The 24,010-nt window shown below is 69.1% G+C and carries 18 protein-coding genes; 13 read left to right on the top strand and 5 right to left on the bottom strand.

Translation table 11 applies throughout. The features are described from left to right. Window positions 1-165 precede the first annotated feature (165 nt). Complete coding sequence (locus GWK25_RS32140; protein ID WP_215455070.1) at window positions 166-2,076, top strand: DUF2075 domain-containing protein; 1,911 nt, start codon at window positions 166-168, stop codon at window positions 2,074-2,076. A gap of 288 nt (window positions 2,077-2,364) precedes the next feature. Further along, window positions 2,365-4,371 (top strand): DUF2075 domain-containing protein, encoded by a 2,007-nt coding sequence (locus tag GWK25_RS32135; RefSeq protein ID WP_374200653.1) that lies wholly within the window; start codon window positions 2,365-2,367, stop codon window positions 4,369-4,371. Window positions 4,372-4,424: 53 nt separating this feature from the next. Here the strand turns inward: GWK25_RS32135 and GWK25_RS43915 are convergent, their stop codons facing one another. Then, window positions 4,425-4,553 (bottom strand): DUF6408 family protein, encoded by a 129-nt coding sequence (locus GWK25_RS43915; protein WP_251829125.1) that lies wholly within the window; start codon window positions 4,551-4,553, stop codon window positions 4,425-4,427. Between the two features lie 516 nt (window positions 4,554-5,069). On the opposite strand from GWK25_RS43915, the gene pglW reads away from it, so the two are divergent. Together pglW and pglX are read left to right on the top strand one after the other, a co-directional pair. Then, window positions 5,070-9,842, top strand: a complete 4,773-nt coding sequence (gene pglW / locus GWK25_RS32130; RefSeq protein ID WP_215455068.1) for a BREX system serine/threonine kinase PglW — start codon at window positions 5,070-5,072, stop codon at window positions 9,840-9,842. After that, complete coding sequence (pglX, locus tag GWK25_RS32125) at window positions 9,839-13,435, top strand: BREX-2 system adenine-specific DNA-methyltransferase PglX (protein ID WP_215455066.1); 3,597 nt, start codon at window positions 9,839-9,841, stop codon at window positions 13,433-13,435. The genes pglW and pglX overlap by 4 nt, the downstream gene beginning before the upstream one ends. Here pglX and GWK25_RS32120 read toward each other — a convergent pair. After that, the gene (locus tag GWK25_RS32120; RefSeq protein WP_215457747.1) at window positions 13,362-13,922 is read right to left on the bottom strand and encodes an ATP-binding protein; all 561 of its coding nucleotides are present in this window, start codon (window positions 13,920-13,922) and stop codon (window positions 13,362-13,364) included. The genes pglX and GWK25_RS32120 overlap by 74 nt on opposite strands. 205 nt (window positions 13,923-14,127) lie before the next feature. On the opposite strand from GWK25_RS32120, the gene GWK25_RS32115 reads away from it, so the two are divergent. Together GWK25_RS32115 and GWK25_RS32110 are read left to right on the top strand one after the other, a co-directional pair. Further along, window positions 14,128-14,958 carry a helix-turn-helix transcriptional regulator gene (locus GWK25_RS32115; protein ID WP_215455065.1) on the top strand — a complete coding sequence of 277 codons (831 nt, stop codon included), beginning with the start codon at window positions 14,128-14,130 and terminating at the stop codon, window positions 14,956-14,958. Continuing rightward, window positions 14,955-15,158 carry a DUF397 domain-containing protein gene (locus GWK25_RS32110; protein ID WP_215455064.1) on the top strand — a complete coding sequence of 68 codons (204 nt, stop codon included), beginning with the start codon at window positions 14,955-14,957 and terminating at the stop codon, window positions 15,156-15,158. The genes GWK25_RS32115 and GWK25_RS32110 overlap by 4 nt, the downstream gene beginning before the upstream one ends. Window positions 15,159-15,358: 200 nt before the next feature. On the opposite strand, the gene GWK25_RS32105 is transcribed toward GWK25_RS32110, so the two are convergent. Both GWK25_RS32105 and GWK25_RS32100 read right to left on the bottom strand, forming a co-directional pair. Next, entirely contained in the window at window positions 15,359-16,204 is an 846-nt protein-coding gene (locus GWK25_RS32105; RefSeq protein ID WP_215455063.1) for a helix-turn-helix transcriptional regulator, read from the bottom strand. Window positions 16,205-16,223: 19 nt separating this feature from the next. Further along, complete coding sequence (locus tag GWK25_RS32100) at window positions 16,224-16,979, bottom strand: DUF6879 family protein (RefSeq protein ID WP_215455062.1); 756 nt, start codon at window positions 16,977-16,979, stop codon at window positions 16,224-16,226. Between the two features lie 171 nt (window positions 16,980-17,150). Here GWK25_RS32100 and GWK25_RS32095 point away from each other — a divergent pair, with 171 nt between their 5' ends. The 4 genes from GWK25_RS32095 (at window position 17,151) to GWK25_RS32080 (ending at window position 21,280) form a co-directional block, all read left to right on the top strand. Beyond that, entirely contained in the window at window positions 17,151-17,357 is a 207-nt protein-coding gene (locus GWK25_RS32095) for a hypothetical protein (RefSeq protein WP_215455060.1), read from the top strand. A gap of 191 nt (window positions 17,358-17,548) precedes the next feature. Then, window positions 17,549-18,049, top strand: coding sequence for a hypothetical protein (locus GWK25_RS32090; RefSeq protein ID WP_215455059.1), 501 nt, complete (start codon window positions 17,549-17,551; stop codon window positions 18,047-18,049). A gap of 72 nt (window positions 18,050-18,121) precedes the next feature. Continuing rightward, window positions 18,122-18,778, top strand: a complete 657-nt coding sequence (locus GWK25_RS32085) for a class I SAM-dependent methyltransferase (RefSeq protein WP_215455058.1) — start codon at window positions 18,122-18,124, stop codon at window positions 18,776-18,778. Between the two features lie 282 nt (window positions 18,779-19,060). Then, window positions 19,061-21,280: an NACHT domain-containing protein gene (locus tag GWK25_RS32080; protein WP_308404363.1), complete on the top strand. Its 2,220-nt coding sequence runs from the start codon at window positions 19,061-19,063 to the stop codon at window positions 21,278-21,280. A gap of 12 nt (window positions 21,281-21,292) precedes the next feature. On the opposite strand, the gene GWK25_RS32075 is transcribed toward GWK25_RS32080, so the two are convergent. After that, window positions 21,293-21,655, bottom strand: coding sequence for a hypothetical protein (locus GWK25_RS32075; RefSeq protein WP_215455057.1), 363 nt, complete (start codon window positions 21,653-21,655; stop codon window positions 21,293-21,295). 161 nt (window positions 21,656-21,816) lie between these two features. Here GWK25_RS32075 and GWK25_RS32070 point away from each other — a divergent pair, with 161 nt between their 5' ends. The 3 genes from GWK25_RS32070 to GWK25_RS32060 all read left to right on the top strand — a co-directional run bounded on the left by GWK25_RS32070 (window position 21,817) and on the right by GWK25_RS32060 (window position 24,003). Continuing rightward, window positions 21,817-22,533 (top strand): hypothetical protein, encoded by a 717-nt coding sequence (locus GWK25_RS32070; protein ID WP_215455056.1) that lies wholly within the window; start codon window positions 21,817-21,819, stop codon window positions 22,531-22,533. Between the two features lie 335 nt (window positions 22,534-22,868). Beyond that, the gene (locus GWK25_RS32065; RefSeq protein WP_215455054.1) at window positions 22,869-23,297 is read left to right on the top strand and encodes a hypothetical protein; all 429 of its coding nucleotides are present in this window, start codon (window positions 22,869-22,871) and stop codon (window positions 23,295-23,297) included. Then, window positions 23,284-24,003: a hypothetical protein gene (locus GWK25_RS32060; RefSeq protein ID WP_215455052.1), complete on the top strand. Its 720-nt coding sequence runs from the start codon at window positions 23,284-23,286 to the stop codon at window positions 24,001-24,003. The genes GWK25_RS32065 and GWK25_RS32060 overlap by 14 nt, the downstream gene beginning before the upstream one ends. Window positions 24,004-24,010 lie beyond the last annotated feature (7 nt).

The following is a 24,010-nucleotide window of genomic DNA, read 5'->3' as shown; positions in this document are numbered from 1 at the left end:
GGCGTCCGCTGCCGCTGCCGGTGATCACCGGTACGACTGTGTACCGCCAGGTACCCTCGTACACATCGTCAACGCGGCCCGACGGGCTTCCGCTCCACCTCGGTGGAGTCTCGAAGGACATGCCCCCACCCGCACGAGTCTCTTCGTGCTGCCTGGGGGAAGTCCTTGCTGTTCCGCGCGTCCGCGAAGACGGTCGCCGTCATGGCACTCGACGGTTCGCTGTTCCTGCACCTCACCGATCAGTTCGTCCATATGCACGGCTATCGACCCGGCGACTCGGAGGTGCGCTCCTGGGAGCGCAGCATCCCCGTCCTGGCCGCCGCGCTCAACGACGCCGGCCTGGGCGACGTCGAGGTCTTGCTGGAGTACGCGCTGCCGCTGAACAGCAAGCGGGCCGATGTCGTCCTCGCTGGTGTGCACCCGGGCACCGGGGAACCGTCCTATGTCGTCGTGGAGCTCAAGCAGTGGAGCCAGGTACTGCCCCACGACGACGACCCCACACTCTGTCACGTCGACCCCTACACCCACCCCGTCCTCAACCCCGTCGAGCAGGTACGCCGCTACTGCGACTATCTGGTCAACTTCAACGGTGCGGTGGCAGAGCACGGCCATCGGGTCAACGGCGTGGCGTTTCTGCACAACGCCACGGAGCTCGATGTGGCCGGCCTGAGGGAGATCGAGCGCGACGGGCAGGGACTGCTCTTCACGGGGCAGCGCCGCGGTGCGTTCCTGGACCACCTCCGGTCGAAGCTGAGCGACAGGCACCCCGGTGCCCAAGCGGCCGACGAACTGCTCTCCGGCGCCACCGTGCCGTCGAAGCAGTTGATGTCCGTGGCAGCCCAGGAAGTGCGGGAGCGGCAGCAGTTCGTTCTCCTCGACGAGCAGCAGGTCGCCTACCGCATGGTGCTCAACGCGGTGGAGAGGTCGAAGCGCGCCGACCACAAGGAGGTCGTTATCGTCACCGGCGGCCCCGGTACCGGGAAGAGCGTGATCGCGCTCCAACTCCTCGGCGAGCTGTACCGGAGAGGTGTGGCCGCGGTCCACGCGACCGGGTCGCAGTCGTTCACCAAGACGATGCGCAAGGTGGCCGGTTCCCGCAAACGGGAGGTCCAGGACCTCTTCAAGTACTTCAACAGCTTCATGACCACGGAGAAGAACAGCCTGGATGCGCTGATCTGCGACGAGGCGCACCGTATCCGGGAGACCTCCGCGAACCGCTACACCCGCGCGGCATTGCGGACCGGCAGGGCACAGATCGACGAGCTCATCGACGTCGCCCATGTGCCGGTCTTCTTCCTCGACGAGCACCAGGTGGTGCGCCCCGGTGAGATGGGCACCGTCGCGGAGATCCGTGAGGCCGCGGCCAGACGGGACATCGCCTGCCATGTCGTCCCCTTGGACAGCCAGTTCCGCTGCGGGGGCAGCGACGCCTATGTGCGCTGGGTGGTCCGGCTCCTCGGCCTCGAACCCGGCGGGCCGGTCGTGTGGGAGCCCGACGACCGCATGCAGTTGCTGGTCGCGGACAGCCCGGAGGAGCTGGAGGCGTTCCTGGACGCCCGCCGCGCCGAGAAGTACGGCGCCCGGATGTCCGCGGGCTACTGCTGGCGGTGGTCCCCCGAGCCCAAGCCCGGCGATCCCCTGCCTGCCGACGTCGTCATCGGGAGCTGGGCCCGGCCCTGGAACCTGCGCGGAGACCGGTCGGTCTCCGGTGCGCCCCCGTCCGCGCTGTGGGCCACCGACCCGGCGGGCTTCGGGCAGATCGGCTGCGTCTACACCGCCCAGGGGTTCGAGTACGACTGGTCCGGCGTCATCATCGGCCCGGACCTGGTCTGGCGTGGCGACCGCTGGGTCACCGACCGCACCGCGTCAAAGGACCCGGTGTTCAAGAGGTCCACGCCGGACACCGACGTGGACCGTCTCATCCGCAACACGTACAAGGTGCTGCTGACGCGGGGCATGGTCGGCACGATCGTGTACTCGACCGATCAGGAGACCCGGGAGAAGCTTCGGGAGCTGGTCTCCGGCCGCCCGGAGCCACGGTCTGCCGAGGCCGAGGAGCCCGTCCTGCGGCGGTGAGCGCGTGGTATCCGGCCATGATGCCTGTGCTTCCGGCCGACCGACGTGTCCTATGCGTCGGAGAAGGCGATCACGTCCTTAAGATCCCAGGCGTTATTGCGGCCCGACGGGCTTCCCACGTGGACATGCCCCCACCCGCACGAGTCACTCGTGCCCTGGGGGATCCACCTCGTGTCCATGCTCCTGCTGAAACTGGCAGCGCGGGATCTGCTGAACCTGAACTCGAGACGCCGTATGGTGCCTCACCTCGCCGCGAGGTGGAAGCACTTCCTCAGCACCGACGCCTCGTTGACTGAACGTTCCGCCTGGGCGGAGAGCCTGGTGCGTCTCGCCGAGGATCTGGTCGCCGCCGACCGTGGGAACGTGGAGATGGTCGTCGAGTGCGCGGCCACGCTCGACGAGACCGACCGCACCGGGGACCCGCGCCTCATCGACGTCGTCCTCGTGGGCCATCATCCCGAGGAGAAGGGGCTGTCCGTCCAGCTCGTCGAGCTGAAGCGCTGGTCGACGGTGACCCGGGTGGAGCGAGCCACCGCGGAGCTGGTGCATGTCCCCGGTATGGGAGAGAAGAAGCACCCGGCACTACAACTGCGCGAGTACTACGAGGCGTTCACGAGTGCCAGAGGACCGCTGCACGGGCTGGACTACGAGTGCGGCGGCTTCGCCTATCTGCACAACGCCACGGACGCCGCGGTGCTCCCGCTGGTCGGCGTGGACGCGCCGACCGGTGCCTATGCCCGTGTTTACACCCGCGACCGCCGCGCCCGACTGCTGTCGGACCTGCGCAGCAGCTTCGCCGCCGACGGTGCCGACTCGGCGGCCGAGATCCTGTTACGGAGCATGGGCCTGCGCAACACCCCGCTGCTCGACGCCATGATCCGCTCCAGCGGGGAGGACACGGTCTTCACCCTGCGTGGCCGTCAGAAGAAGGTCGCGGACGACATCCTCGAGACGGCCGCCAAGGTGCTTCCCGATCCCCGGCGGCCCGCGCTCCTGCCCGACGAGCGACGGGTGGTCTTCCTCGTCACGGGCGGTGCCGGTACGGGCAAGAGTGCCATCGGCCTCCAGCTCAAGGCCGAACTGGAGGCGGACGGCCGCACGGTCAAGTACGCGAGCGGCAGCCGGGCCTTCAACGGAGCCCTGCAGGAGCATGTCGGCTTCGGCGACCGGGAGTTCAAGGAGACCTTCACCTACTTCAGCAACTTCGTCACCCCGCCCGACCCGCCGCTGGACGTGCTGATCTGCGACGAGGCACACCGTCTGCGCGACCGCTCCACCAACCGCTTCTGGAAACCCGAGGACTGGGGCACCAAGCCTCAGGTGGACGAACTGCTCGACGCCTCCCGGCTGACGATCTTCTTCCTCGACGAAGGCCAGTCCGTGCGTCCGCAGGAGGTCGGCACCGTCGACCTCGTGGAGGACGCGGCACGGCGCTACGGCGCCGAGCTGGTCCGTAGCAGCCTGTGGGAACAGTTCCGGTGTGGCGGCAGTGACGGCTACATCCGCTGGGTGCGCGGCGCGCTGGGAGTGTCCGACGCGGAGCCGGAGGTGTGGACCCCGGACGGACTGATGCACGTCGAGGTCGTGGACAGCCCGGAGGAACTGGAGCGGATCATTCGTTCCGAGGCCGCGGCGGGAGCGTCCGCGCGCATGGTCGCCGGATACTGCTGGCCCTGGACGAAACCCCTGGGCAAGGAGAAGCGGCTCGAAGCCGACGTCCGGATCGGCGAATGGCACCGGCCATGGAACGCGGACAGCGAATCCTTCTGCGAGAACAAGACCGTCCCACCGTCCAAGATCTGGTCCGTGCACGAGAACGGCCTCGGCCAGATCGGCTGTGTGTACACCGCGCAGGGCCTGGAGTGGGACTGGTGCGGTGTGATCATGGGCGAGGACATGGTGCGCCGGGGCGACCGCTGGGTGTTCCGCCGGGGCAAGGAGACGGCGGACAAGGAGGCGGGCGTCAAGCGGGTGGCCGTTCCCGGGTCGTTCGATCCCAAGGTGAAGCCGAAGAGCGTGGACGATGACGAGTTCGCCCGCCTCGTCCGGCACGCGTACCACGTGCTGATGACCCGGGCGAGCCGAGCGACGGTGCTCTACTCCACGGACGAGGAGACCCGGCACTACCTGAAGAAGCTCGTCGGCGACGTCCAGATCCACGGTCTGCGCCCCACCTGGGAGAACCTGCCGGAGCAGGCGCGAGTGCCGCATCTGCCCCGTCCCGCCCGGGGAAGCCGCCGCCGCAGGCAGCGTCGGAAGAAGAACACTCCGCCCGGAGAGCTGCGTCTTTTCTGAAACGGCGGACCGGTACGAGGAGTGGCGGGCTCCCGGGGCCCGCCACCTGCCGGTCAGAAGACCAGGCGTGCTACCACGACAAGGGTCGTCACCAGCAGATTGGTGATGACTCCCACCGTGACGTCGACCAGAATCTGACGAATCCGGTCACGACGTGCAAGGTTGTACTCAACGGGGTTCATCGGTTTCCACTCCTGAGCGTGAGCTGGGAATGGCAGGGATCGCCCTACCGGGCATCCGCAGTCACACCGCGTGAGACACGCGATGGAGACCACTCGTCGCTCAGCGCCGAGGACCGGCACCTGGAACACCGCCGGCGTACCCTTCCGGGAAGGTGCGCAGCGGGTAACCACGTTAGTGCATGGGCCAGTTGAGGCAGATCGATTTCGGACGCCTCTGCGTCCTGCGTCCCGCTCCGGGCGCCGGACGCGATGGCGCGAGACGGGAGGAGTGCTTCGACCGCGACGGCCTCGGCTGTGTGGAGTTCGCGCAATTTCACGTGACGGGATGGGCGAGGCTCCAGAATATGGGTGGCCCGCACGCCCAAGTCGCCGAATCCGGACGATAAGGGTGCGAGGTCCCGTACTCCCGTCCTTCACCGTCTCTTTTCAGGGCACGGCCAGCCACTAGGATCTGGACCCTGGGTCTGACCATGGGGAACGGCGGGCCCTCGAAGGACACGACGAGCGGGGAACGGCATGCGGGAAGGCCGGTGGGTCACGGTCACCGAGTCCGAGTTCGATCATGAACGCCGCGGCCTGGAGGCGATCCGGGAGAAGCTGCCGGACTCCGACCCCTGGCGTGCCTGGTCGAACTTCACCTTCACCGCGAACACCGGCCACGTCCGCGAGGTGGACCTGCTGGTCGTCGCCCCCGGCGGCGCCTGCATGATCGAGCTGAAGGACTGGCACGGCTCGGTCGCCTCCGAGAACGGCACCTGGGTGCAGACCACACCCGGTGGCCGCCGCCGTACGCACGGCAACCCGCTGCACCTGGTCAACCGCAAGGCCAAGGAACTGGCCGGCTTGCTCGCCCTGCCCGGCAACAAGCGCGTCTGGGTCGCCGAGGCCGTCTGCTTCACCGACAACAGCCTCCGCGTACGCCTGCCCGCCCATGACCAGAACGGTGTGTACACCGTCGACGAGCTGGTCGAGATGCTCAAGGCACCCCCGCGCGACGAGCGGCGCCGCGTCACCGCGATCGGCTCGCGCGAGATCGAGGCGGCCCTCAAGCACATCGGCATCCGCAAGAGCGACGCGCAGTACAAGGTCGGTCCGTACGAGCTGGAGCGGAAGTCCTTCGACTCCGGTCCCACCTGGGCGGACTACCTCGCCCGCCACAGCGACCTCCCCGAGGCCGCCCGCGTCCGCATCTACCTCAGCGAGCGCGGCTCGGACGCCTCCCTGCGCCAGTCCGTGGAGAACGCAGCCCGCCGCGAGGCCGCGGTGCTGGGCCGCTTCAAGCACCCGGGCGTGGTCCAGCTCAAGCAGTACTTCCCCTCCGGTCACGCCGCCGGCCCCGCGCTGATCTTCGACTACCACCCGGACACCCTGAAACTGGACGAGTACCTGGTCCAGTACGGCGACAAGCTGGACATCCTCGGCCGGATGGCGCTGGTCCGCCAGCTCGCCGAGACCATGCGCTCCGCGCACTCCAGCCGCATCCACCACCGGGCGCTCGCCGCCCGCTCCGTGCTCGTCGTCCCCCGCCCGCGCGGCCGGAAGGGCCGGGCCGTGGGGGAGGAGGCCGCCTGGCTCACCCCGCAGCTCCAGATCTCCGACTGGCAGATCGCCACCCAGCGCAGCGGCGACTCCTCCCAGGGCCAGGGCATGACCCGCTTCGCGCCGACCGCGCTGTCCGCCCAGCACGTGGCCGACGACGCCGACGCCTACCTCGCCCCCGAACTCACCGCCCTCAACCCTGACCCCGTCCACCTCGACGTGTACGGCCTCGGCGTCCTCACCTACCTCCTGGTCACCGGCAAGGCCCCGGCCGCCAGCCAGGCCGAGCTGCTGGCCCGCCTGGAGGCGGGGGAGGGCCTGCGCCCCAGCTCCCTGGTGGACGGCCTCTCGGAGGACGTGGACGATCTGGTGCAGGCCGCCACCGCCTACCGCCCCGGCCAGCGCCTGTCCAGCGTGGACGAGTTCCTGGAACTGCTGGAGATCGTCGAGGACTCCCTCACCGCCCCGGCCCAGGCGGCCACCGCCGCGGAGGGGTCGGCCGACGAGGACGACGACACCGCAGCCGCCGACAAGGATCCGTTGGAGGCCGTCGCCGGTGACGTGTTCGCCGGTCGGTGGGAGATCCGCCGCCGCCTCGGCACCGGCTCCACCAGCCGCGCCTTCCTCGTCCGCGACCTCCAGGCCGAGGCCCGCAGGACCCGCCCGCTCGCCGTGCTGAAGGTCGCCCTCTCCGACAGCCGCAGCGAGATCCTCGCCCGCGAGGCCGAGGCCATGGGCCGTCTGCGCCCTCACTCCGGCATCATCCGCCTCGTCGAACCCGAGCCGCTGCACATCGGCGGCCGTACGGTCCTGGCCCTGGAGTACGTCGGCGACGAGCGCGACGACACCGGCCCGCACGGGCAGCCCGGCCAGGGCACCGAGGGCGGCGCACGCCCGCGCCGCCGCGAGGAGACCGTCGCCCGCCAGCTCCGCGAGCACGGCCGCCTCCCGGTCGACCAGTTGGAGGCGTACGGCGACTACCTCTTCGGCGCCGTGGACTTCCTGGAGGGCGAGGGCGTCTGGCACCGCGACATCAAGCCCGACAACATCGCCGTCCGCATCCGCCCCAACCGCACCCGCGAACTCGTCCTCATCGACTTCTCCCTCGCCGGCTACCCGGCGAAGAGCACCAACGCGGGCACCGACGGCTACCTCGACCCCTTCGTCGACGTCATCACCCGCGGCTCGTACGACTCGCACGCCGAGAGGTACGCCGTCGCCGTCACCCTGCACCAGATGGCCTCCGGCGAACTGCCCAAGTGGGGCGACGGCAGTCTCCCGCCCCGCATGACCGACGCGAAGGAGTGGCCGTACCCGACCATCGCGGCCGAGGCGTTCGACCCGGCCGTACGGGACGGTCTCGTCGCCTTCTTCCAGAAGGCCCTGCACCGCGACGCAGGCAAGCGGTACCCCGAGCTGAAACCGATGCGGGACGCCTGGCGCAAGGTCTTCCTCGACGCCTCGCAGACCGTCCCGTCCAGCCACCGCTCCCGCCACCCGGCCCCGGCGGCCACGGCCACGGGGGAGGGGGTGCCCGCCGAGGGCGCCGCCGCCGTGGCGATCGCGGACGCCGAGCCGGAGACCGCCGAGCAGCAGCGCGACCGCCTCGCCGCCGAGGTCACGCGGGACACCCCGCTGACCGTCTCCGGCCTCACGCCCGCCGCCCAGTCGTTCCTCTACGGCCTGGGCATCACGACGGTCGGCGAACTGCTCGACTACAGCCGCCGCAAGCTCGTCAACGCCCCCGGCCTGGGCGCCAAGACCCGCAACGAGGTCCAGCAGCGGCAGCGCGAGTGGGGCGAGCGGCTGCGCGAGATCCCCGTCTCGCCGCTGACGGCGAAGGGCCGCGCGGAGGCCAAGGAGGAGCTGGAGCAGCTCACGGCCGCCGAGTCGGCCGTCGCGGGCCAGCTCGCGACGGGCGCGTCGGCCGGCGCCCTGTCCCCGCGCACGCTGCGCTCGGTCAGCCTCGACACCCTCGCCACCGTCTTCGTGCCCGCCGTCAACAACAACGGCTCCAACCGCAACAAGGCCGAGATGGTACGGCTGTTGCTGCGCCTGCCCGACGAGCACGGCGTGCTGCCCGACATCGGTGTCTGGCCGAAGCAGAAGGACGTCGCGGACGGCCTTGGGCTGAGCCACGGACGTATCCCGCAGATGCTGAAGGACGAGCGCAAGCGCTGGAAGGCGGAGCCCGCCGTCCAGGCGCTGCGCGAGGAGATCATCGACCTGCTGGTGGGCATGGGGCGCGTCGCCTCGGCGGTGGAGATCGCGGACGCCCTCGCGGTCCGGCGCGGCACGCATCTCGCCGGGCGCGAGCAGCGGCGCGCGATGGCGCTTGCCGCCGTACGGGCCGTGGTCGAGGTGGAGCAACTGGCCCCGCAGGAGGCCGAGTTCCAGCACCAGCCGAACCGCAAGGCGACGGACGAGTCCCTGGGCGCCGGCCTGCTCGCGCTCGACGTGCGGGAGGACGACGGCCCGGACACCCCGACGGCGCCGGGCTTGCTGGAGTACGCGACGCGGCTAGGCAAGACCGCTGACCGGCTCGCTCGGCTCGACACTCTGCCGACGGCGGCGACCGTCCTGGCCGAGCTGGGCGCGCTGACGGTACCGCCGGGTGCGGTGGACTGGGACGAGCGGCGCATGGTGGAGCTGGCGGCTGCGGCGTCCGTGAACGCCGCCGCCACTCCGCGCCTGGAGATCTATCCGCGTGACCTGTCGCTGGTGCGGGCGCTGCGGCTCACGCAAGCCGGGCTCGTTCGCTGGATCCCTGGCATGCCGGAGGGGCAGCAGCCGGGCCTGACGGGTGAGGCCGTGCACGAGCGGGTCCGTGCCCGCTTCCCGGAGATGGTCGTTCCCGACGGGCGCGGCGGCACGACCCACGAACTGCCGACGGGCGGCCCGCTCACCAAGGCGTTGCGCGACGCCGGCTTCGACCTGTCGCTCAACATGCACGAACGCGAGGGCGTGCTGCGCTACTTGCCGACGCGGGTGGATGACGCGTCGAGCTATCTGACGACAGGGGCGTGGCGTCAGTCGACGCGTACGGGGGCGGTGACGCGGTACGCGGACGACCCGCAGCTCGCGGGTGCGGTGCGAGCGGAGGAACGGCTCCTCGCGTCGGCCCGCCGGGACGGGTACCGGGTGCTGACCGTACGGCAGCAGCTGGTGCGGGACGCGGTGCGGGAACTGGGCGCCGGGCGGTTGGGCACGGAGGCGGTGTCGGTGACCGAGCTGTTCCTGGAGGCCCTGCACGCGCAGGTCACGCCGGGCACCAAGCCCACCTGGGAGACCCTGCTCAAGGCGGACGCGGCCGAGCCGGGTTCGAAGGGGGCGGTGCGGTTCGCGGAGTACGTGCGGACGGCGTGGGGGGCGGTGGAGCCCCGGATCTCGGAGTTGCTGGGTGACAGTGGTGGGGGTGGGGGCGGCGGGGCCGGTGCTGTCGGCTCGGTCGGTCCTGTGCTGCTGACGGAGGCCGGGGTGTTCGCGCGGTACGACGCGATGGGCGTCCTGGACCGGCTGGCGTCGGCGGCCCGGAGGGGCGGGCGGGGGCTGTGGCTCCTGGTCCCGCAGCCCGACCCGTCGCGGGAGCCCCGGCTGGGGCAGGTGGCCGTGCCGTACCAGGCGGGCCTGGGGGAGTGGATTCAGCTTCCGGACACGTGGGTGGGCAACGCCCATCGGGGGTCCGGTGAGGGCGCGGCAAGTGCTAGCGCCGGTGCGAGTGCCAGTGGTGTCGAGGGAGACGTCAAGTGATCGACCGCAAGGCTCTGTTGAACGACCTGAAGCAGCAGGTCAAGGCGGTCGAGACCGACCTCGGGCGACAGGTGAAGGCGCTGGGGGACGTCGGTGCGCGGCTGAGGGCCGAGTACGACCAGGCGCGCAAGCTGGGCCGTACGGCGGCGACGTGGACCTCGTGGCTGGACGAGCGGGTCACGCAGGTCGCGGTGGCGTGGGTGCTGGGGACCGTGTTCGTACGGTTCTGCGAGGACAACCGGCTGATCCCGGAGCCGTACCTGACGGGGCCGGACGGTGACCGGCGCGAGCTGGCGGAGTCGCGGTACGACGCGTACGTGGAGTCGGACGAGGACCCGACGTACCGGGGCTGGCTGGAAAAGGCATTCGAGGAACTGGGGCAGGGGCAGGCGGGACGGCTCCTCTTCGACAAGCGGCACAACCCGCTGTACCAGGTTCCGCTGTCGCATGACGGTGCGCGGGACCTGGTCGAGTTCTGGCGGGGGAGGGATGAGGCGGGCGTCCTCGTCCACGACTTCACCGACCCGCTGAACGAGGACGGCACGGAGGGGTGGGACACGCGGTTCCTGGGGGACCTGTACCAGGACCTGAGCGAGGCCGCCCGGAAGACGTATGCGCTGCTCCAGACACCGGAGTTCGTGGAGGAGTTCATCCTCGACCGGACGATGAATCCTGCGGTACGGGAGTTCGGGTACGAGGAACTGAAGATGATCGACCCTACGTGCGGGTCGGGGCACTTCGTGCTGGGGGCGTTTCGGCGGTTGGTGCGGTTGTGGGGGGAGGGGCAGCCGGGGCGGGATGTGCATGAGCGGGTGAGGGCTGCGCTGGACTCGGTGCACGGGGTGGACATTAACCCGTTCGCGGTGGCTATTGCGAGATTCCGGCTCTTGACTGCGGCGATGGCTGCGAGTGGTGTCGAAACGGTGACGGAGGCTGCGAAATATGACTGGCCTATTCACCTTGCAGTGGGCGACTCGCTGATTAAGATGCGCCAGCTTGGTCTGTTCGATGGTGTTGACGGCGGGGATGAGTTGGCGGAGTTCGCGTACACGACGGAGGATGTGCACGACCACCCGGATATATTGCAGCAGGGGCGCTATCACGTGGTAGTGGGAAACCCGCCCTACATTACCGTTAAAGACAAGAAGCTGAACGAGCTGTACCGAGAGTTGTACGACGCTTGCGGTGGAACGTATGCACTTTCAGTGCCATTTGCTCAGCGATTCTTCGAACTCTCCAAACGTGGCGATGCCGAGGGGCGCGGGTACGGAATTGTCGGGCAGATCACGGCGAACTCTTTTATGAAGCGAGAGTTTGGTACGAAACTCATCGAGAGCTACTTCCGTGATCGAGTTGAGCTGACGGAAGTCATCGATACTTCAGGTGCCTACATTCCCGGGCATGGGACGCCGACGGTCATTTTGGTAGGCAAGAGGCGTGAGGGAAGTAAGCGTTCTCCGGTAATTCGAACGGTTCGAAGTGTCGAGGGGGAACCCGCTGCTCCAGAGAATGGCCAGGATGGTTTGGTATGGAGTGCCATCGTGGACCAGATTGACAAACCTGGCTCAGTGAGCCAATGGGTATCCGTAGATGATCTGGAGCGGGGGCGGTACTTCGGCAAGCAGCCGTGGATCCTTGCAGACGGCGGGCTTGAAATGGTCGAGCAGCTTCGGTCTTCTAGCCAGCGGTTTATGAAGGCAGCGATTGACCCGCCAATTGGGCGCGCCATTCGTGCGGGATCCGATGAGGCGTACATTCGCCCGCTCCGTGAAACCTACCGAACCGTGGCCGACCGCGAGGGGCTTAAACCTCTTATGATTGGTGAAATTGTACGGGACTGGACCGCGACTCCTGAGGAGGCTATTTGGTTCCCTTATGCGAAAGAGCTTCAGCCTGGTGACTTGACGGTCGATCTGTGGCCGCTGCGACGCATGCTGGAAGTGCGGCGTACCTTCCAAGGGGATATGGCCGCTGCGGGTCTCCAATGGTGGGATTATATGCAGTTCACGTCCTCTGCCTACAGGACAGAACTGTCCATCGCGTTTGCCTTCGTTGCCACGCACAACAATTTTGTTTTGGATCGGGGTGGCAGGGTCTTTAACAGGTCTGCACCGGTCATTAAGCTGCGGGAGGGGGCAAACGAGGAGGATCATATTCGGCTGCTAGGACTGCTCAATAGCTCCACTGCTGGGTTCTGGCTTAAGCAAGTGAGCCACAAGAAGGGTGGTAGTCCTGAGTCTGGAGGCGGGCAGTCCGACCAGCCTTGGTCCTGGAGTTACGAATTCACGGGTACTAAGTTGGAGGAATTCCCTATTCCTTCTTCGGGTCCTGTCGCTCTTGCCGCCACCCTCGATTCTCTCGCCCAGCAGCTAATGGCAACGAACCCCGTAACAGTTGCTGCCGCTAGCACCCCCGTTGCTAGCGTTCTCCGCGAACTCAAAGCTCGCTGGGAGTCCACCCGAGGCAGGATCATCGCCCTCCAAGAAGAGCTGGACTGGCAGGTCTACTCCCTCTACAGCCTTCACGCCGAAGACCTCCGCGTTTCCGATAACCCAGGCGACCCCAACATCCCCGAACTCGCCCTCGGCGAGCGCGCCTTCGAGATCGTCCTCGCACGCCGTGTAGCCGCAGGCGAGGCCAGCGGAGAGTGGTTCAAGCGGCACGGCTCCACGCCCATCACGGAGATCCCCGCTCACTGGCCCGCCCTCTACCGTGAGGTCGTGCAGAAGCGCATCGACGCCATCGAGTCGAACCGCGCCATCGGCATGGTCGAGCGCCCCGAGTACAAGCGTCGTTGGGCCACCGAGGGTTGGGACGCCCTCCAGGACAAGGCTCTGCGCTCCTGGCTGCTCGACCGGATGGAGAACCGCGACCACTGGTTCGATGAGAACGGCCAGCCCGCCATCCTCACCCTGGCCCGTCTCACCGACGCGCTCTCCCGCGACGAGGACTTCGTCTCCGTCGCCAAGCTCTACGCGCCCCGCAAGGAACTTGCGAAGGTCGTCGCCGAGCTGATCACCGACGAGCACGTGCCGTTCCTCTCCGCCCTGCGTTACAAACCCTCCGGCATCAAGAAGCGCGCCGACTGGGAAGAGGTGTGGGACCTTCAGCGCAAGGAGGACGCTGCGCCTGACGAGCCCGCCAAGCGGAAGATCCGGGACTCCATCCCCGTGCCGCCGAAGTACACCTCGGCCGACTTCCTCCGCCCCTCCTACTGGAGGGCGCGCGGCAAGCTCGACGTGCCCAAGGAGCGGTTCATCTCGTACGGGCAGACCAACGCCGCCACCCCTGAGCTGTACGGCTGGGCCGGCTGGGACCACCGGGAGCAGGCGCAGGCCCTCGCCACGTACTTCACCAACACCGCGCTGTCCACCGAGGAGATCACCCCGTTCCTCGCCGGCCTGCTGGAACTCCAGCCGTGGCTGTCCCAGTGGCACAACGAGTTCGACATGAACTACAGCGGTTCCCCGGCGGACTTCTTCGCCGGGTACCGCCAGCAGAAGCAGGGCGAGCACGGCCTCACGGACGACGACCTCCGTGGCTGGCGTCCTCCGGCCGCGACCCGAGGTCGTCGCGCAGCAGCGAAGCAGTAGTCAGGAGCAGATCGAGGTCCGTCGGCCCAGGGGCCACCCGGTGTGTGAGCGGGTGGCCTTGGGCCCGCACGTGCAGCTTCGCCCACACGGTCTTGCCCGGAGCGGCCAGGCGAGGGCTGACGCCCCAGTCGTCCGCGAGGGCGGCGACGAGCAGCAGCCCCCGGCCGGATTCGGACAGCGAGTCGGTCGCCGGGGGACTGGCGGGAGGCCGTTTCTCGGCCCGGGTGTCGGTCACCTCGACGCGGAACGTGCCCTCGGCCAGGGTGAGTTGGAGGTGGAAGTCCCGGCCGGGGACGTGGCCGTGGCGTACGGCGTTGGCGCTGAGTTCGGCCGTGATGAGGGTGAGCATCTCGTTGACCGGGGTCGTGTACGGGTGGCCCCAGTCGTGCAGACGGTGCGAGACGAGCCGGCGGGCGAGGCGGGCCCCGCGCGGCGTGGAGGTGAAGCGCATGGTGAACTCGCGTTCGGGTGCGGGGCGCTGTGGCATATGCCCGTTCGGGGGAGTTGCTGACTTCATGGGGTCAACGGTCGCGGACTCTGCGTAGCGTTGACCAGGAGTGACGTGCTGACGGGTGCGGGCTGTACACGCGGGCGGCGCGCTTGTACGTGGTGGTGGCGTGACCGGGTCCCGGGCCGTGCGTTGGGCGGGCGGAGTCCGGTGGCTGAGGTGGTCGTACGGGAGGAGTCGCGGCGTGGACGACGAGGTTCAGCAGCCGGAGTACGAGGTCGGGACGGGCACGCTCTCCGTGTTCGGGCGCCAGTTGAAGCTGTTCCGGGAGCGGGCGGGCATGGATCGCGCGACGCTCGGTTCGCTGACCGGGTACTCGGCCTCGACGATCGCGTCGTTCGAGCAGGCGAGGCGTATCCCGCCGCCGAAGTTCATCGACCAGGCGGATGAAGTCCTCGGTGCGGGTGGGGTGTTGAGTGCGAGCAAGCAGGAGGTGGCTCGGGCTCAGTATCCGGCGTTTTTCCGGGATGCGGCCAAGTTGGAGGCCGAGGCGGTCGAGCTGCATGTGTATGACACTCAGTTGGTCAACGGCCTGTTGCAGGCGGAGGAGTACGCACGAGCGGTGTTCGCCATGTGGCAGCCGCTGTTGGACGAAGCGCTCATGGAGCAGCGAGCCGCCGCAAGGCTCGCGAGGCAGGAGATCTTCGCTCGACGCCCGGCGCCGCATCTGAGCTTCGTGATCGAGGAGGCTGTCCTGCTCCGGCCCCTCGGCGGAGAGGCGGTCTGGCGAGGGCAGTTGGAGCACCTGATGCTGATCGCGGAGAAGCGCAACGTGGTGATCCAGGTGATGCCGTTGTCCCGCCAGGAACATGCCGGACTCGCTGGACCGTTCACCTTGATGGAGGCCAAGGATGGGCGCAGGATCGCGTACACGGAAGTACAAGGCGACAGCCGTGTGCACACAGAGCGTCACAAGGTGCGGGAGCTTGAACGCACGTACGGGATCCTTCGCGCGCAGGCCCACACTCCGACAGAATCGCTGGCATTGATCGAGAAGTTGTTGGGAGAGAGATGAGCGGGGAAAAGGCGGGGCCGGACACCGACGCCCTGGCATGGTTCAAGAGCAGCTACAGCGCGGGTGATGGCGGCCAGTGCGTAGAGGTCGCCGTCCGCCCCGCCAGGGTCCACGTCCGCGACTCGAAGGACACCACCCGTGCCGCACTGGCCGTTGACCCCACGGCGTGGACCGCGTTCGTCGAGTTCGCGGCACTTTGACAAGGGCTGGGGCCTCGGCGGGTGTGCACGTGTCGAGGGCCCAGCGCGTCTCTCAACGGGGCTCAGACCCTCCCGCGTTCGGCATCAGGGCTACGGGGTCCTTGTCCGCTCTGGGGATGAGCGACTGCCCGCCGGGGAGGCGCTGGTGCGCGAGCTGATGAGAGTCGCTTCTCTGACGCATGGCCCGCCGTCCCGATCGGTCAGGGCAACGCCCGCCGCGCCGCACTGATGAGACGGTGCGCGTCAACGCCGTACACCGCGGACTCCCGGAGCGTCGTCCAGGTGCGCAGATAGGTGTCCACACTGGTCTCGTCGTCGATCCACAACTCCGCGTGCCAGTTCTCTACGATCACCTGGCGATCGTCATAGATCCAGAAGGCCGTGGCCGGGGGGATCTTGAGGGCGGCGGAGAGCGGGATGATCCCCAGTTCGACCGTGGTGAGGCCGATGACTCCCATGAGGCGGTCGAGTTGGGCGGCGAGCACCGAAGGAGGGCAGATCCGGGCGTGCAGGGCGGCTTCCCACAGGATGAGGTGGAAACACTTCGACGAGTCGTAGAGCGCTTCTTGCCGTTTCATCCGGGAGCGCACTGCCTGCTCGGTGTCGCGCGGCGATCTCTGTAGCTCCGCGTATCTCGTGAAGATCGACTGCGCGTAGTCCGGCGTCTGGAGAATCCCGAAGATCATGGACGACTCCCAGCCACGGAATACGGAGGCGTCGGCATGGGCGCTCAGGTGGGTGTCCTGGACCGCCGTGTGCCCAGAGGCCAGCTGTCGCCGCCATGACCGGATGTGCGACTCGAAGCCCCGCAGCCGTCCGAGCAGTTCGTCGTACGCCTCCGGTCGGCCGGTTGCCTCGGCCCACCTGCGTAGGCAGTCGGGCGTTGGTGTCGTCCGGCCGTTCTCCAGCTTGCTGACCTTCGACTTGTGCCATCCGCACCTGTCGGCCAGCTCGGTACCGGTGAGACGGCCGCCGAGGGCTGACAGCCGAAGCTCCCGGAGGCGTATCCCGAGGGCTTCGCGCGCCTTCTGGTAGTCCGTGCTCACCGGTACACACCTGCTCCTGTTACTCCTTCACGGCCAGGCCGGCCGCGAACTCCTCGTACGGGACGGCGTGGTGCATGGCCGCGTCGCGCGCCATGCAGTACCGCACCACCTCGGCGGGCTCCGTGATCAGTTCGACGCCTACCAGGTTGTCGGCATCGTCGAACGTGAGCAACGCGACCATCCGTGAGTCGAAGATCCAGAAGTCTTCGGAGGGGAGGTTCAGCCGGTCGGCGTCGACGCGCCGGAGATTCATGATCCGCTCGCCGACAGCGCTGTTGCGACGTGCGTTGTCGAGCAAGTACAGCTGACCGGTCGTGGGCGGGTCGTCGACGACACGCACCCGTTCCACCCGCTTGCCGAGCGCGGCTTGTGCGCGCCGGTTGGCACACCATTCCGAGTCCTGGTCGCCCCAGTCCACCGGCTCACCTCGGGTGAACTGGGCGTAGGTCTCGGTGACCTGGTCCGACGCGTAGCGACGCCGGGTTTCCAGCCGCCAGGCCGTGTGCTCGAACCGGGTGAAGAGCCGGTCGAACTCGTCCAGGTCGATGACCTTCGCTTTGCGGGTCATGTCCTTGGGCCCCCAGTCCACGAGGAGTTCGCGTGGCACCACGACCGGCACCTCGCCCTCGCCCAGGTGTCGGAGCCGGGCGATGTCCTCGGGGTCGGTGAGCGGCGGGCCGTGCACGATGACCTCGCCCGTGTCGAGGTCCTCATGGACAGACGGGCACCCATTGACGCCGCTGCCCGTCCCGTTGAAGCGCAGCCGTCGCACCATGAGCAGTTCCTTTCGCAGGGGACCGATGCGTCAAGCCTCCCCACGGGCGTCGCCTCATGCGCGCTGTTCAGACGGGTCATATGAGGAACTTCGGGGAACTCTCCCGCGAAGTCAAGCAACTTCGAGGAACTTCCCTGTCCCCGGTCCCCGCCCATCCCTAACGTCTCGCTCATGGCTACAGCGCCACAGGCTCAGGACACCGACCCTCTCGCGGCCGCAGAGGCCCTGAAAGCGGCACTTTCCCAGGCAGGCATCGTGCTGCCCTCGCTCGCGGTCGACGTCGGCTCGCCCGCTCTCGGGCTCGTGGAACTGGGCCGTGTACGCGCCGACGTGGCCATGCGACTGGCAGACGCGCTCCGGCAAGGCGACGAGAAATGAGCAGCCCGGGAAGACCCGGCGGGGACGGCGGCCTGCCGCCAACCCGGATGCCGTGGCAGGCAGCTCTCCACTTGGCCCTCGCCGGAGCGGGATGTCCAAGACGCCCGTGCCGCGCTTCCAGCCCACGAGGGGCCGACAGACGGGACGGGCTCGCATCAGTCCGGCACGACCTTTCTCCGAAGGAGTAGTCCATGACCGCGACCCTCGACCGACCCACCAGCACCCGCACACGGGATCCCAAGGAACTCCTCAACGCCGTCCAGCCCCGCATCCAGCACCTGACGATCAACGTGCTGGACGGCGGCATGACCCTCTGGGACCGCGAGGTGGCCCTGCTGCTGCGCGACCACACCATGGTCCGTGACATGGCCGAACGCATCCTCGGCAACGCCGTCATGTACACCATCGGCTGCATGGAGCACCCCGAGGTCCACCTCGGGGTCGGCAAGCTCGTCGACATCGGAGTCCACCAGCTCATCCTCGACACGCCTGTGTGGTGGGCCCTCTGCGACGCGTACAACGAGGGCCGTTACAAGCACCACGCCCCGTTCATCGAGCGCCGTCGCGACGGCCTGTGCCTGCGCACGGCGGACTTCCTGAAGTCCATCGGCTTCGCCGTCGACGAGGAACTGTGGGCGATCGACGGCACGGACTGCTCTCCATGCGACAACAAGGTCCCCGACAGCCACTGAACGGCCCTACCCTGGCCCCTGTCCTCGGTCCCCCCGCAGGACAGGGGCCGGCCCTTGCGAAGAGGAATCGTCTTGCCCGCACACCACGACATCGCCGCCGAGACGGAGCTGTGGGACACCTACGCCGCTTCCGCCTTCAAGGACGACGCCGAGCCCGGTTTCTGCTGGACCCAGTACGCCGGTCACGGACCCGGCCCGGAGCTGCTGGGCGACCCGCGCACCGTGCTGGAGATCGGCTGCGGCACTGGCCGCGCCCTCGCCCACCTCGCCGAGCACGGCATCACCGTTCGCGGCGTGGACCTGTCTCCCGTCATGGTCGAGAAGACCACCACGAAGTGGGCAGGCACCGGCGCGGAGTTCGTGTGCTCCGAGGTGCTGGAGTACCTGAGCGATCACGAGGACACCTACGACGCGATCTACTCGATCTTCGGAGCCGCCTGGTTCACCGACCCGAGCCGTCTCTTCCCTCTGGTCCGCCGGCGGCTCAGGCCCGGCGGCGTCTTCGCGTTCTCGCAGCCGCCGGCCATCCCCGGCGCGTACGGGCCGCAGGGCATGTACAAGGGCGGCTTCGCGGGCAAGGCGATGTTCACCTACCGCTACAGCTACCGCCCGGCCGTCTGGGAGCGCCTGCTCACCCGGGCCGGGTTCGCCACGGCAGAAGCGCGGGTCCTCGACGCGCCCCACCCCGGGCACATCGGGACGCTCCTCGTCCGCGCGGTCGCTCCGTGACGGGACACGGTCAGCAGCGTCTCCGTGCTTCGGCCTGCGATGGCTGGTCACCTTCAGCAGCCCCGGGGCGCCTTGTTCACGCGACGCGACGTGTTCGCGCCCGCCGCCCGATGCCGTCTCCGGGAAGCGGAACGGAACTTCGCGGCCCCCGTATCCGGCGTATCCGGGCTGTGCGGTCTCCCTGTGTCCTGTGGGAAACCGGACGGGAACGCGGGCCCGCTGCGTAAAATCCTGCCGTGTCAGGCCCCGTACGGTCCTGGCGGAAACAGAGGTGCGTGCGTCGTGGCCTGGCGGGACAACGCGAGATCTCAGGTGACGAACTCCGGGGATGCCCGAGCCGAGGGCGACAACTCGATCGCCAACTCGGGCGTTCTCATCGTTCGGCAGTTCCGCCAGTACTTCATGGCAGCCCCGCCCACCCCATGGCCCGAACAACTGGCGGCAGCCGCGGAGCTTCTCGCGAGGCAGGTCTCGAACCAGGGCAGGGAACAGGAGCGCCGCAGGGGGATCGGTGACCCTTACCCCCTGCCGCTGCGCTGGCACACCGCACCGGGTGGCCTCAGCGACCACATGGCGAACATTCGCGGTACGCGGCCCGACGCAGAGTCCCCGCCGCTCGTCCTGGACGGCCGGTTCGAGGACATCGCGACGGTGTACCGGGCTGTTCCCTCCGAGCGGCTCGTCGTGCTGGGCGGGGCCGGTTCGGGCAAGAGCGTCATCGCTCAGCGGCTCGTCCTCGATCTGATCGCGACACCGCTCACCGAAGCGAATCCGGCGACGGCGACGGCGACGGTGCCGGTGCCGGTGCTCTTCAGCGTGAGGGCCTGGAATCCGGCGGACGAGCGGCTGGTGGACTGGCTCGCCGGTCAGATCCTGCGTGACTACCACGGTCTCACCGCCCTCGGCCCGGATGGCCAGAGCCTGGCGGCCGGGCTCCTGGAGGCCGGTCGGGTACTGCCCGTCCTGGACGGATTCGACGAGATGGCCCCGAGTCTCTACCGGGACGCGCTAAGGGAGTTGAACGCCACGGACATGCCGCTCGTGCTCACCAGCAGGCCCGAGCAGTACGCTGCGGCCGTCGCGGAGGCGGGCGTGCTCCGACGCGCCGCGGCCATCGTCCTCGACGCCCTGACCCTGGACGACCTGACGCCCTACCTGCCCCGGACCACGCGGTCCTCGGCCGCCGACAAGTGGGACGCGTTCCTCGGGCGGTTACGGGAGGGGCCCGTGGAACTGACGAGTACGGCGGCGGGTTCGGCGCTGGCCGTCCCGCTGATGGTCGGGCTCGCCCGCGCGGTGTACAGCAACGGCCGCAGCGCCGGGCCCGACCCGGTCGAACTCCTCGATCCCGAACGGTTCGCTTCGACCGAGGCCGTCAAGTCCCACCTTCTGGAAGAGTTTCTTGCGGCTGTCTACGAGCGGCGGCCCGCCGGACGCCCGCGGCCCGGCGAGGTCCGGCCCGCCCCGCAGTGGAAGATCGAGGATGTGCGTCGCTGGCTCGGCCACCTTGCCCGGCACCGCCCGGACCAGGATTCCGATCTGGCCTGGTGGCTCATGGGCAACGGCGTACCCCGGTCCCAGCGCATGCCGGTGTTCGGAGTTCTGGCCGCCGTGACGGGGGCTCTCGCCGGCCTCGTGGTGTTCGGCCCCGTGGGCGCTCTGGTCGGCGCCCTGGCCGTCGGCACACTCGGCGCGGCCGTCGGGTGGAGCAGGGGGCCGGTCCCGGCACGCATGGAGCTACGGATAGCCGGGCGGGCCAGGCATGCACTGCCGCAGCTCGTGTCCGGACTCACCGGCGGAGTCGTCGTGGGTCTCATCGGGTGGCCGATCGTCACCGCGTGGGGCTGGCCCGCGCTCGCTCTGGCGGGCGGGATCGGCAGCGCCCTGGGAAGTGGTCTGTCGGGCTGGGCCCGGCACAGCGACCCTGAGGCCGAGGCCAAACCCGTACGTCTGGAGACTCTGCTGGGCCTCGCGGGCGGCCTCGCGGGCGGATGCGCCGTGGGACTGATCGGTCTCCTGGCGGACGCGCCCGTCGGCGGCTACGGGGGGTGGCTCGTACTCGGGGGCACCATCGGCCTGGGGTTCGCCCTCGGCGCGGCGCTGCTGGCCCCGACCCGCAAGGAGACCGTCGTCACCCCCACCGAACTGCTCCTGTCGAACCGCACCTACACGGTCTTCCAGTCGATCACCATCGGGACCGCGTACGGCCTCGTGCTCGCCGCCCTGGTCGGGCCGGTGTGCGGCATCGTGTTCGGGCCTGTCATCGGTCTCGCCTTCGGCGTCGGCGCGCACGCCTGGGGCCGGTGGCTCGTCCTGGGGCGCCTATGGCTCCCACTGACCGGCCGACTGCCCTGGCGGGCGTGGGTCCTGCTGGCCGACGCGCACGAGCGGGGGGTGCTGCGCCAGGCCGGGGCCGTCTACCAGTTCCGCCACGATCTGCTGCAACGCAAGCTCGCGGAGGGCGGCGGGGACGGAGACCGGAGCAGCCGCTCACAGTCTTGACGCGCTCAGCGATCAGCTGTTGCTGCCGGTGATACCGGTATCGGCCTCACTGCCGCTGCCGTGCGCGACGGCGTCGCCGCTGTTCTCCACCCGCAGTGGGCCGCGAACACGTCCACGTCCCGGTAGCCGGATCCCCGTCCGAGCCTTGGCGCCGCCGGTGGCGCGCGCGGTGCCGGATCCGGTCACCTCGGCTCCGGGACCGTCGCCTGCGAGGCCGGTGATCAAGGCCCAGGCGAGGGCGGCGACACCGGTCCCCGCCTGCAGTGAGGCACCGACGAATTCACCCGCACCCGGATCGTTGAGCCACACCAGCGGTGTCGCCACGATCAGCCCGAGCGCCACCACCCCGACAAGCCATTTCACCCAGGCCGGCATACTCAACGCCCCTTACATACAGGTAGCTTTCGTCACAAGGTAGCGTCTGGCGGTGGAGATGCGCCCTGGTAATGCACCAGTTGTGCACGAACCGTGTTCGCGTCACTTCGCGACGGCGGTCGAGTCTTCCGGCGCGGCTGTGGATGTGCCAACTTGAGCCGATGACTACGTCCTCGGCCCCGCCGGGCAGCGAACGCGCACGCACCGACCAGATGATCGTCCTCGGGCTGGCCTGGCTGCGCGGCGCACAGTTCGCCCTGTGGATCTGGGTTCCGGCGGCTCATGGTCTTGGCCGTTATCAGCCAGAGGTCTTCATCACCTATGTCCTGGCCGCGATCTGGTCGGCCGTTCTCTTCACGGTGGCGATCCGTCGGCGCCGCCTCACCCCGCGGTGGGTGGTCGGCGACGTGGCCGTGGCCGCGATCTGCGCGGTGGTGGTCGGTCGCGCCTATCCGCCTGCCGAGGCGGCCTCGATCACCAACTGGGTCATCCCTCCGCTGTGCGGAGTCGCCGTCACCGCCGCGATCTACGCGGGACGACTCCGTGTCCCCGCCGTGGCCGTGGTCGTCGGCGCCTGGCTGGTGGGGGCCTGGCCCGCGACCGACACCTCCGGCGCCCGGGAACTCTTCTCCAACGCGGCGATGATGGCCCTCTTCGCCGCTGTCGCGGGCGTCACGGGCGCGCTCCTGACACGCGCCGCCCAGCCCGACTGCCGGTGTGCGGACCCGGATGACGGAATTCTGCGGACCCTGGACAGCATCGCCCGGGGCGATTTCGACGATTCCCCCGAGGACGTCAAGGACGTGTGCAGGCGCGAGGCGGCGCGGCTTCGCGGGGCGGACGGAAACGCGGACGGAAACGCGGAAGGCACGGCGTGAGCACGTCGACGGACGTGTCCTCTCCTCGTCGGACTGAGCAGTGGTCCGGCGACCTGGACCAGGCTGCCGCGTTCCCGACGCCAACAGCATCACGGCTCGTGGCCGGGGCAGGGTTCGCCACGGCCGACGCGCGGGTCCTCGACACGCCCCACCCCGGGCACATCGGGACGCTCCTCGTGCGCGCCGGCGCTCCGTGACTCCGCGACTTGAAGAGGCCGCACCCGGCAGAGCGCCGCATCTCCGGCCTGTGCCAGCGGAGTTCGAAGGTCCAGTAGGGGAGCGGTGGCTGCGCGGAGGCCCGGCGTCCGGAGGTCCTCAAGCCCTACGATCGGGACATGACGGTCAACCCTCCCGTACGGTCGTCGGTCCGGCGGACACCCCGCGGCCCGCTGGCGAGGTTGGTCCTCGGCCTGGCCGTCCTCGCCCTCCTGGCCGGAGCCGTCTTCGCCGGAGCAGCGCTTCGCCGGTGGGACTCGGGGCCGACGGAGGTCACCCTCCGGATATCCGGCTACTCCGACGTCGTCGCGCTGACCGTGCCCGGAGCGCCCCGGGACGGCTGCACCTTCACCGCAAAGGCCACCACGTGTACGACGATCGTCCCGGCGGGTGAAGGAGGCAGGGCCCAGGTGCGGGCGGGCACGGCGAAGCCGCTGCCGCCGTCTGTCAGGTTGCTGTACTGGGGGTGCGGCAAAGAGGGCGGCGTCGCGTCCTGCACCATCACCGGGTCCCCCACGCGACGCACGGGTGTGTGTGAGCACCTCTGATCCCAAGGACGAGGCGGCGCGGCAGCGCTGTGCCGAGACCATCGGGGCACCGGAGCCGGAGGCGGGGGCGGCAGCCACCCGCAAGGTCACAGTGGTCCCGGTGACCCCCCGGGGCAACCCGCGCCCCGACTACACCGTCGTCGAGATGGACCGCTCCGCGGAGATCTACGGCAGCGCGTGCACGACCCCTCCCGGTGCGCTGGTCCCCGACATCGTGTCCTGCCCGCCCAACGTCGCAGGGGCGGCCATGTGCTGGATCAAGCCGGAGCACCCCCGCGAACTGCTGTGCGGAAGCCCGTGGAGCAAGACGCTCTACCACCACACGACGCTCGACGCCTGGGACATCACTCTGGAAGGGCTGGTGCGCGCTGCGGAGAGGTCCGGGGAGACCGCGCCCACGGCGGAGACCAAACCCTGGGCGCTCGAACTGGCCGACGGCACGCGCTGCCAGCGCAGGCATGGAGGGGCCGCGCCCACGCTGCCCGGACAGTTGAGTGACGCCTACGGCTGCGGCAAGCGGGGGATCGTCGTCGAAGGTCCGGGGACGCCACTCCTCGACACCCGGTCGCCGCTGTGGACGGTCCGGCTGTTCGATCCACTGACACCGGCCTCCCCGGGCGAACCGTCCGAGGACATCGGTGAGCTTCTGGAGAGTGAGAGCGTCGCCGTGGCCTACTACGCCGGGCGACCGGACCCGTTGCGCTGACCGGCCG

The sequence above is a fragment of the Streptomyces sp. ATCC 21386 genome, from assembly GCF_018728545.1.
Taxonomy (GTDB): Bacteria; Actinomycetota; Actinomycetes; order Streptomycetales; family Streptomycetaceae; genus Streptomyces.
This window is presented reverse-complemented; position numbering and strand designations above follow the sequence as displayed.

Excerpts from the sequence above, each read along its gene's own strand:
- GWK25_RS32100 (WP_215455062.1), bottom strand. The coding sequence starts at position 16,979 with ATGGTGCGACGGCTGCGCTTCAACGGGACGGGCAGCGGCGTCAATGGG.
- GWK25_RS32070 (WP_215455056.1), top strand. The coding sequence starts at position 21,817 with ATGACTACGTCCTCGGCCCCGCCGGGCAGCGAACGCGCACGCACCGAC.
- GWK25_RS43915 (WP_251829125.1), bottom strand. The coding sequence starts at position 4,553 with ATGAACCCCGTTGAGTACAACCTTGCACGTCGTGACCGGATTCGTCAG.
- pglW (WP_215455068.1), top strand. The coding sequence starts at position 5,070 with ATGCGGGAAGGCCGGTGGGTCACGGTCACCGAGTCCGAGTTCGATCAT.
- GWK25_RS32075 (WP_215455057.1), bottom strand. The coding sequence starts at position 21,655 with ATGCCGGCCTGGGTGAAATGGCTTGTCGGGGTGGTGGCGCTCGGGCTG.
- GWK25_RS32120 (WP_215457747.1), bottom strand. The coding sequence starts at position 13,922 with ATGCCACAGCGCCCCGCACCCGAACGCGAGTTCACCATGCGCTTCACC.
- GWK25_RS32090 (WP_215455059.1), top strand. The coding sequence starts at position 17,549 with ATGACCGCGACCCTCGACCGACCCACCAGCACCCGCACACGGGATCCC.
- GWK25_RS32110 (WP_215455064.1), top strand. The coding sequence starts at position 14,955 with ATGAGCGGGGAAAAGGCGGGGCCGGACACCGACGCCCTGGCATGGTTC.
- GWK25_RS32095 (WP_215455060.1), top strand. The coding sequence starts at position 17,151 with ATGGCTACAGCGCCACAGGCTCAGGACACCGACCCTCTCGCGGCCGCA.
- GWK25_RS32065 (WP_215455054.1), top strand. The coding sequence starts at position 22,869 with ATGACGGTCAACCCTCCCGTACGGTCGTCGGTCCGGCGGACACCCCGC.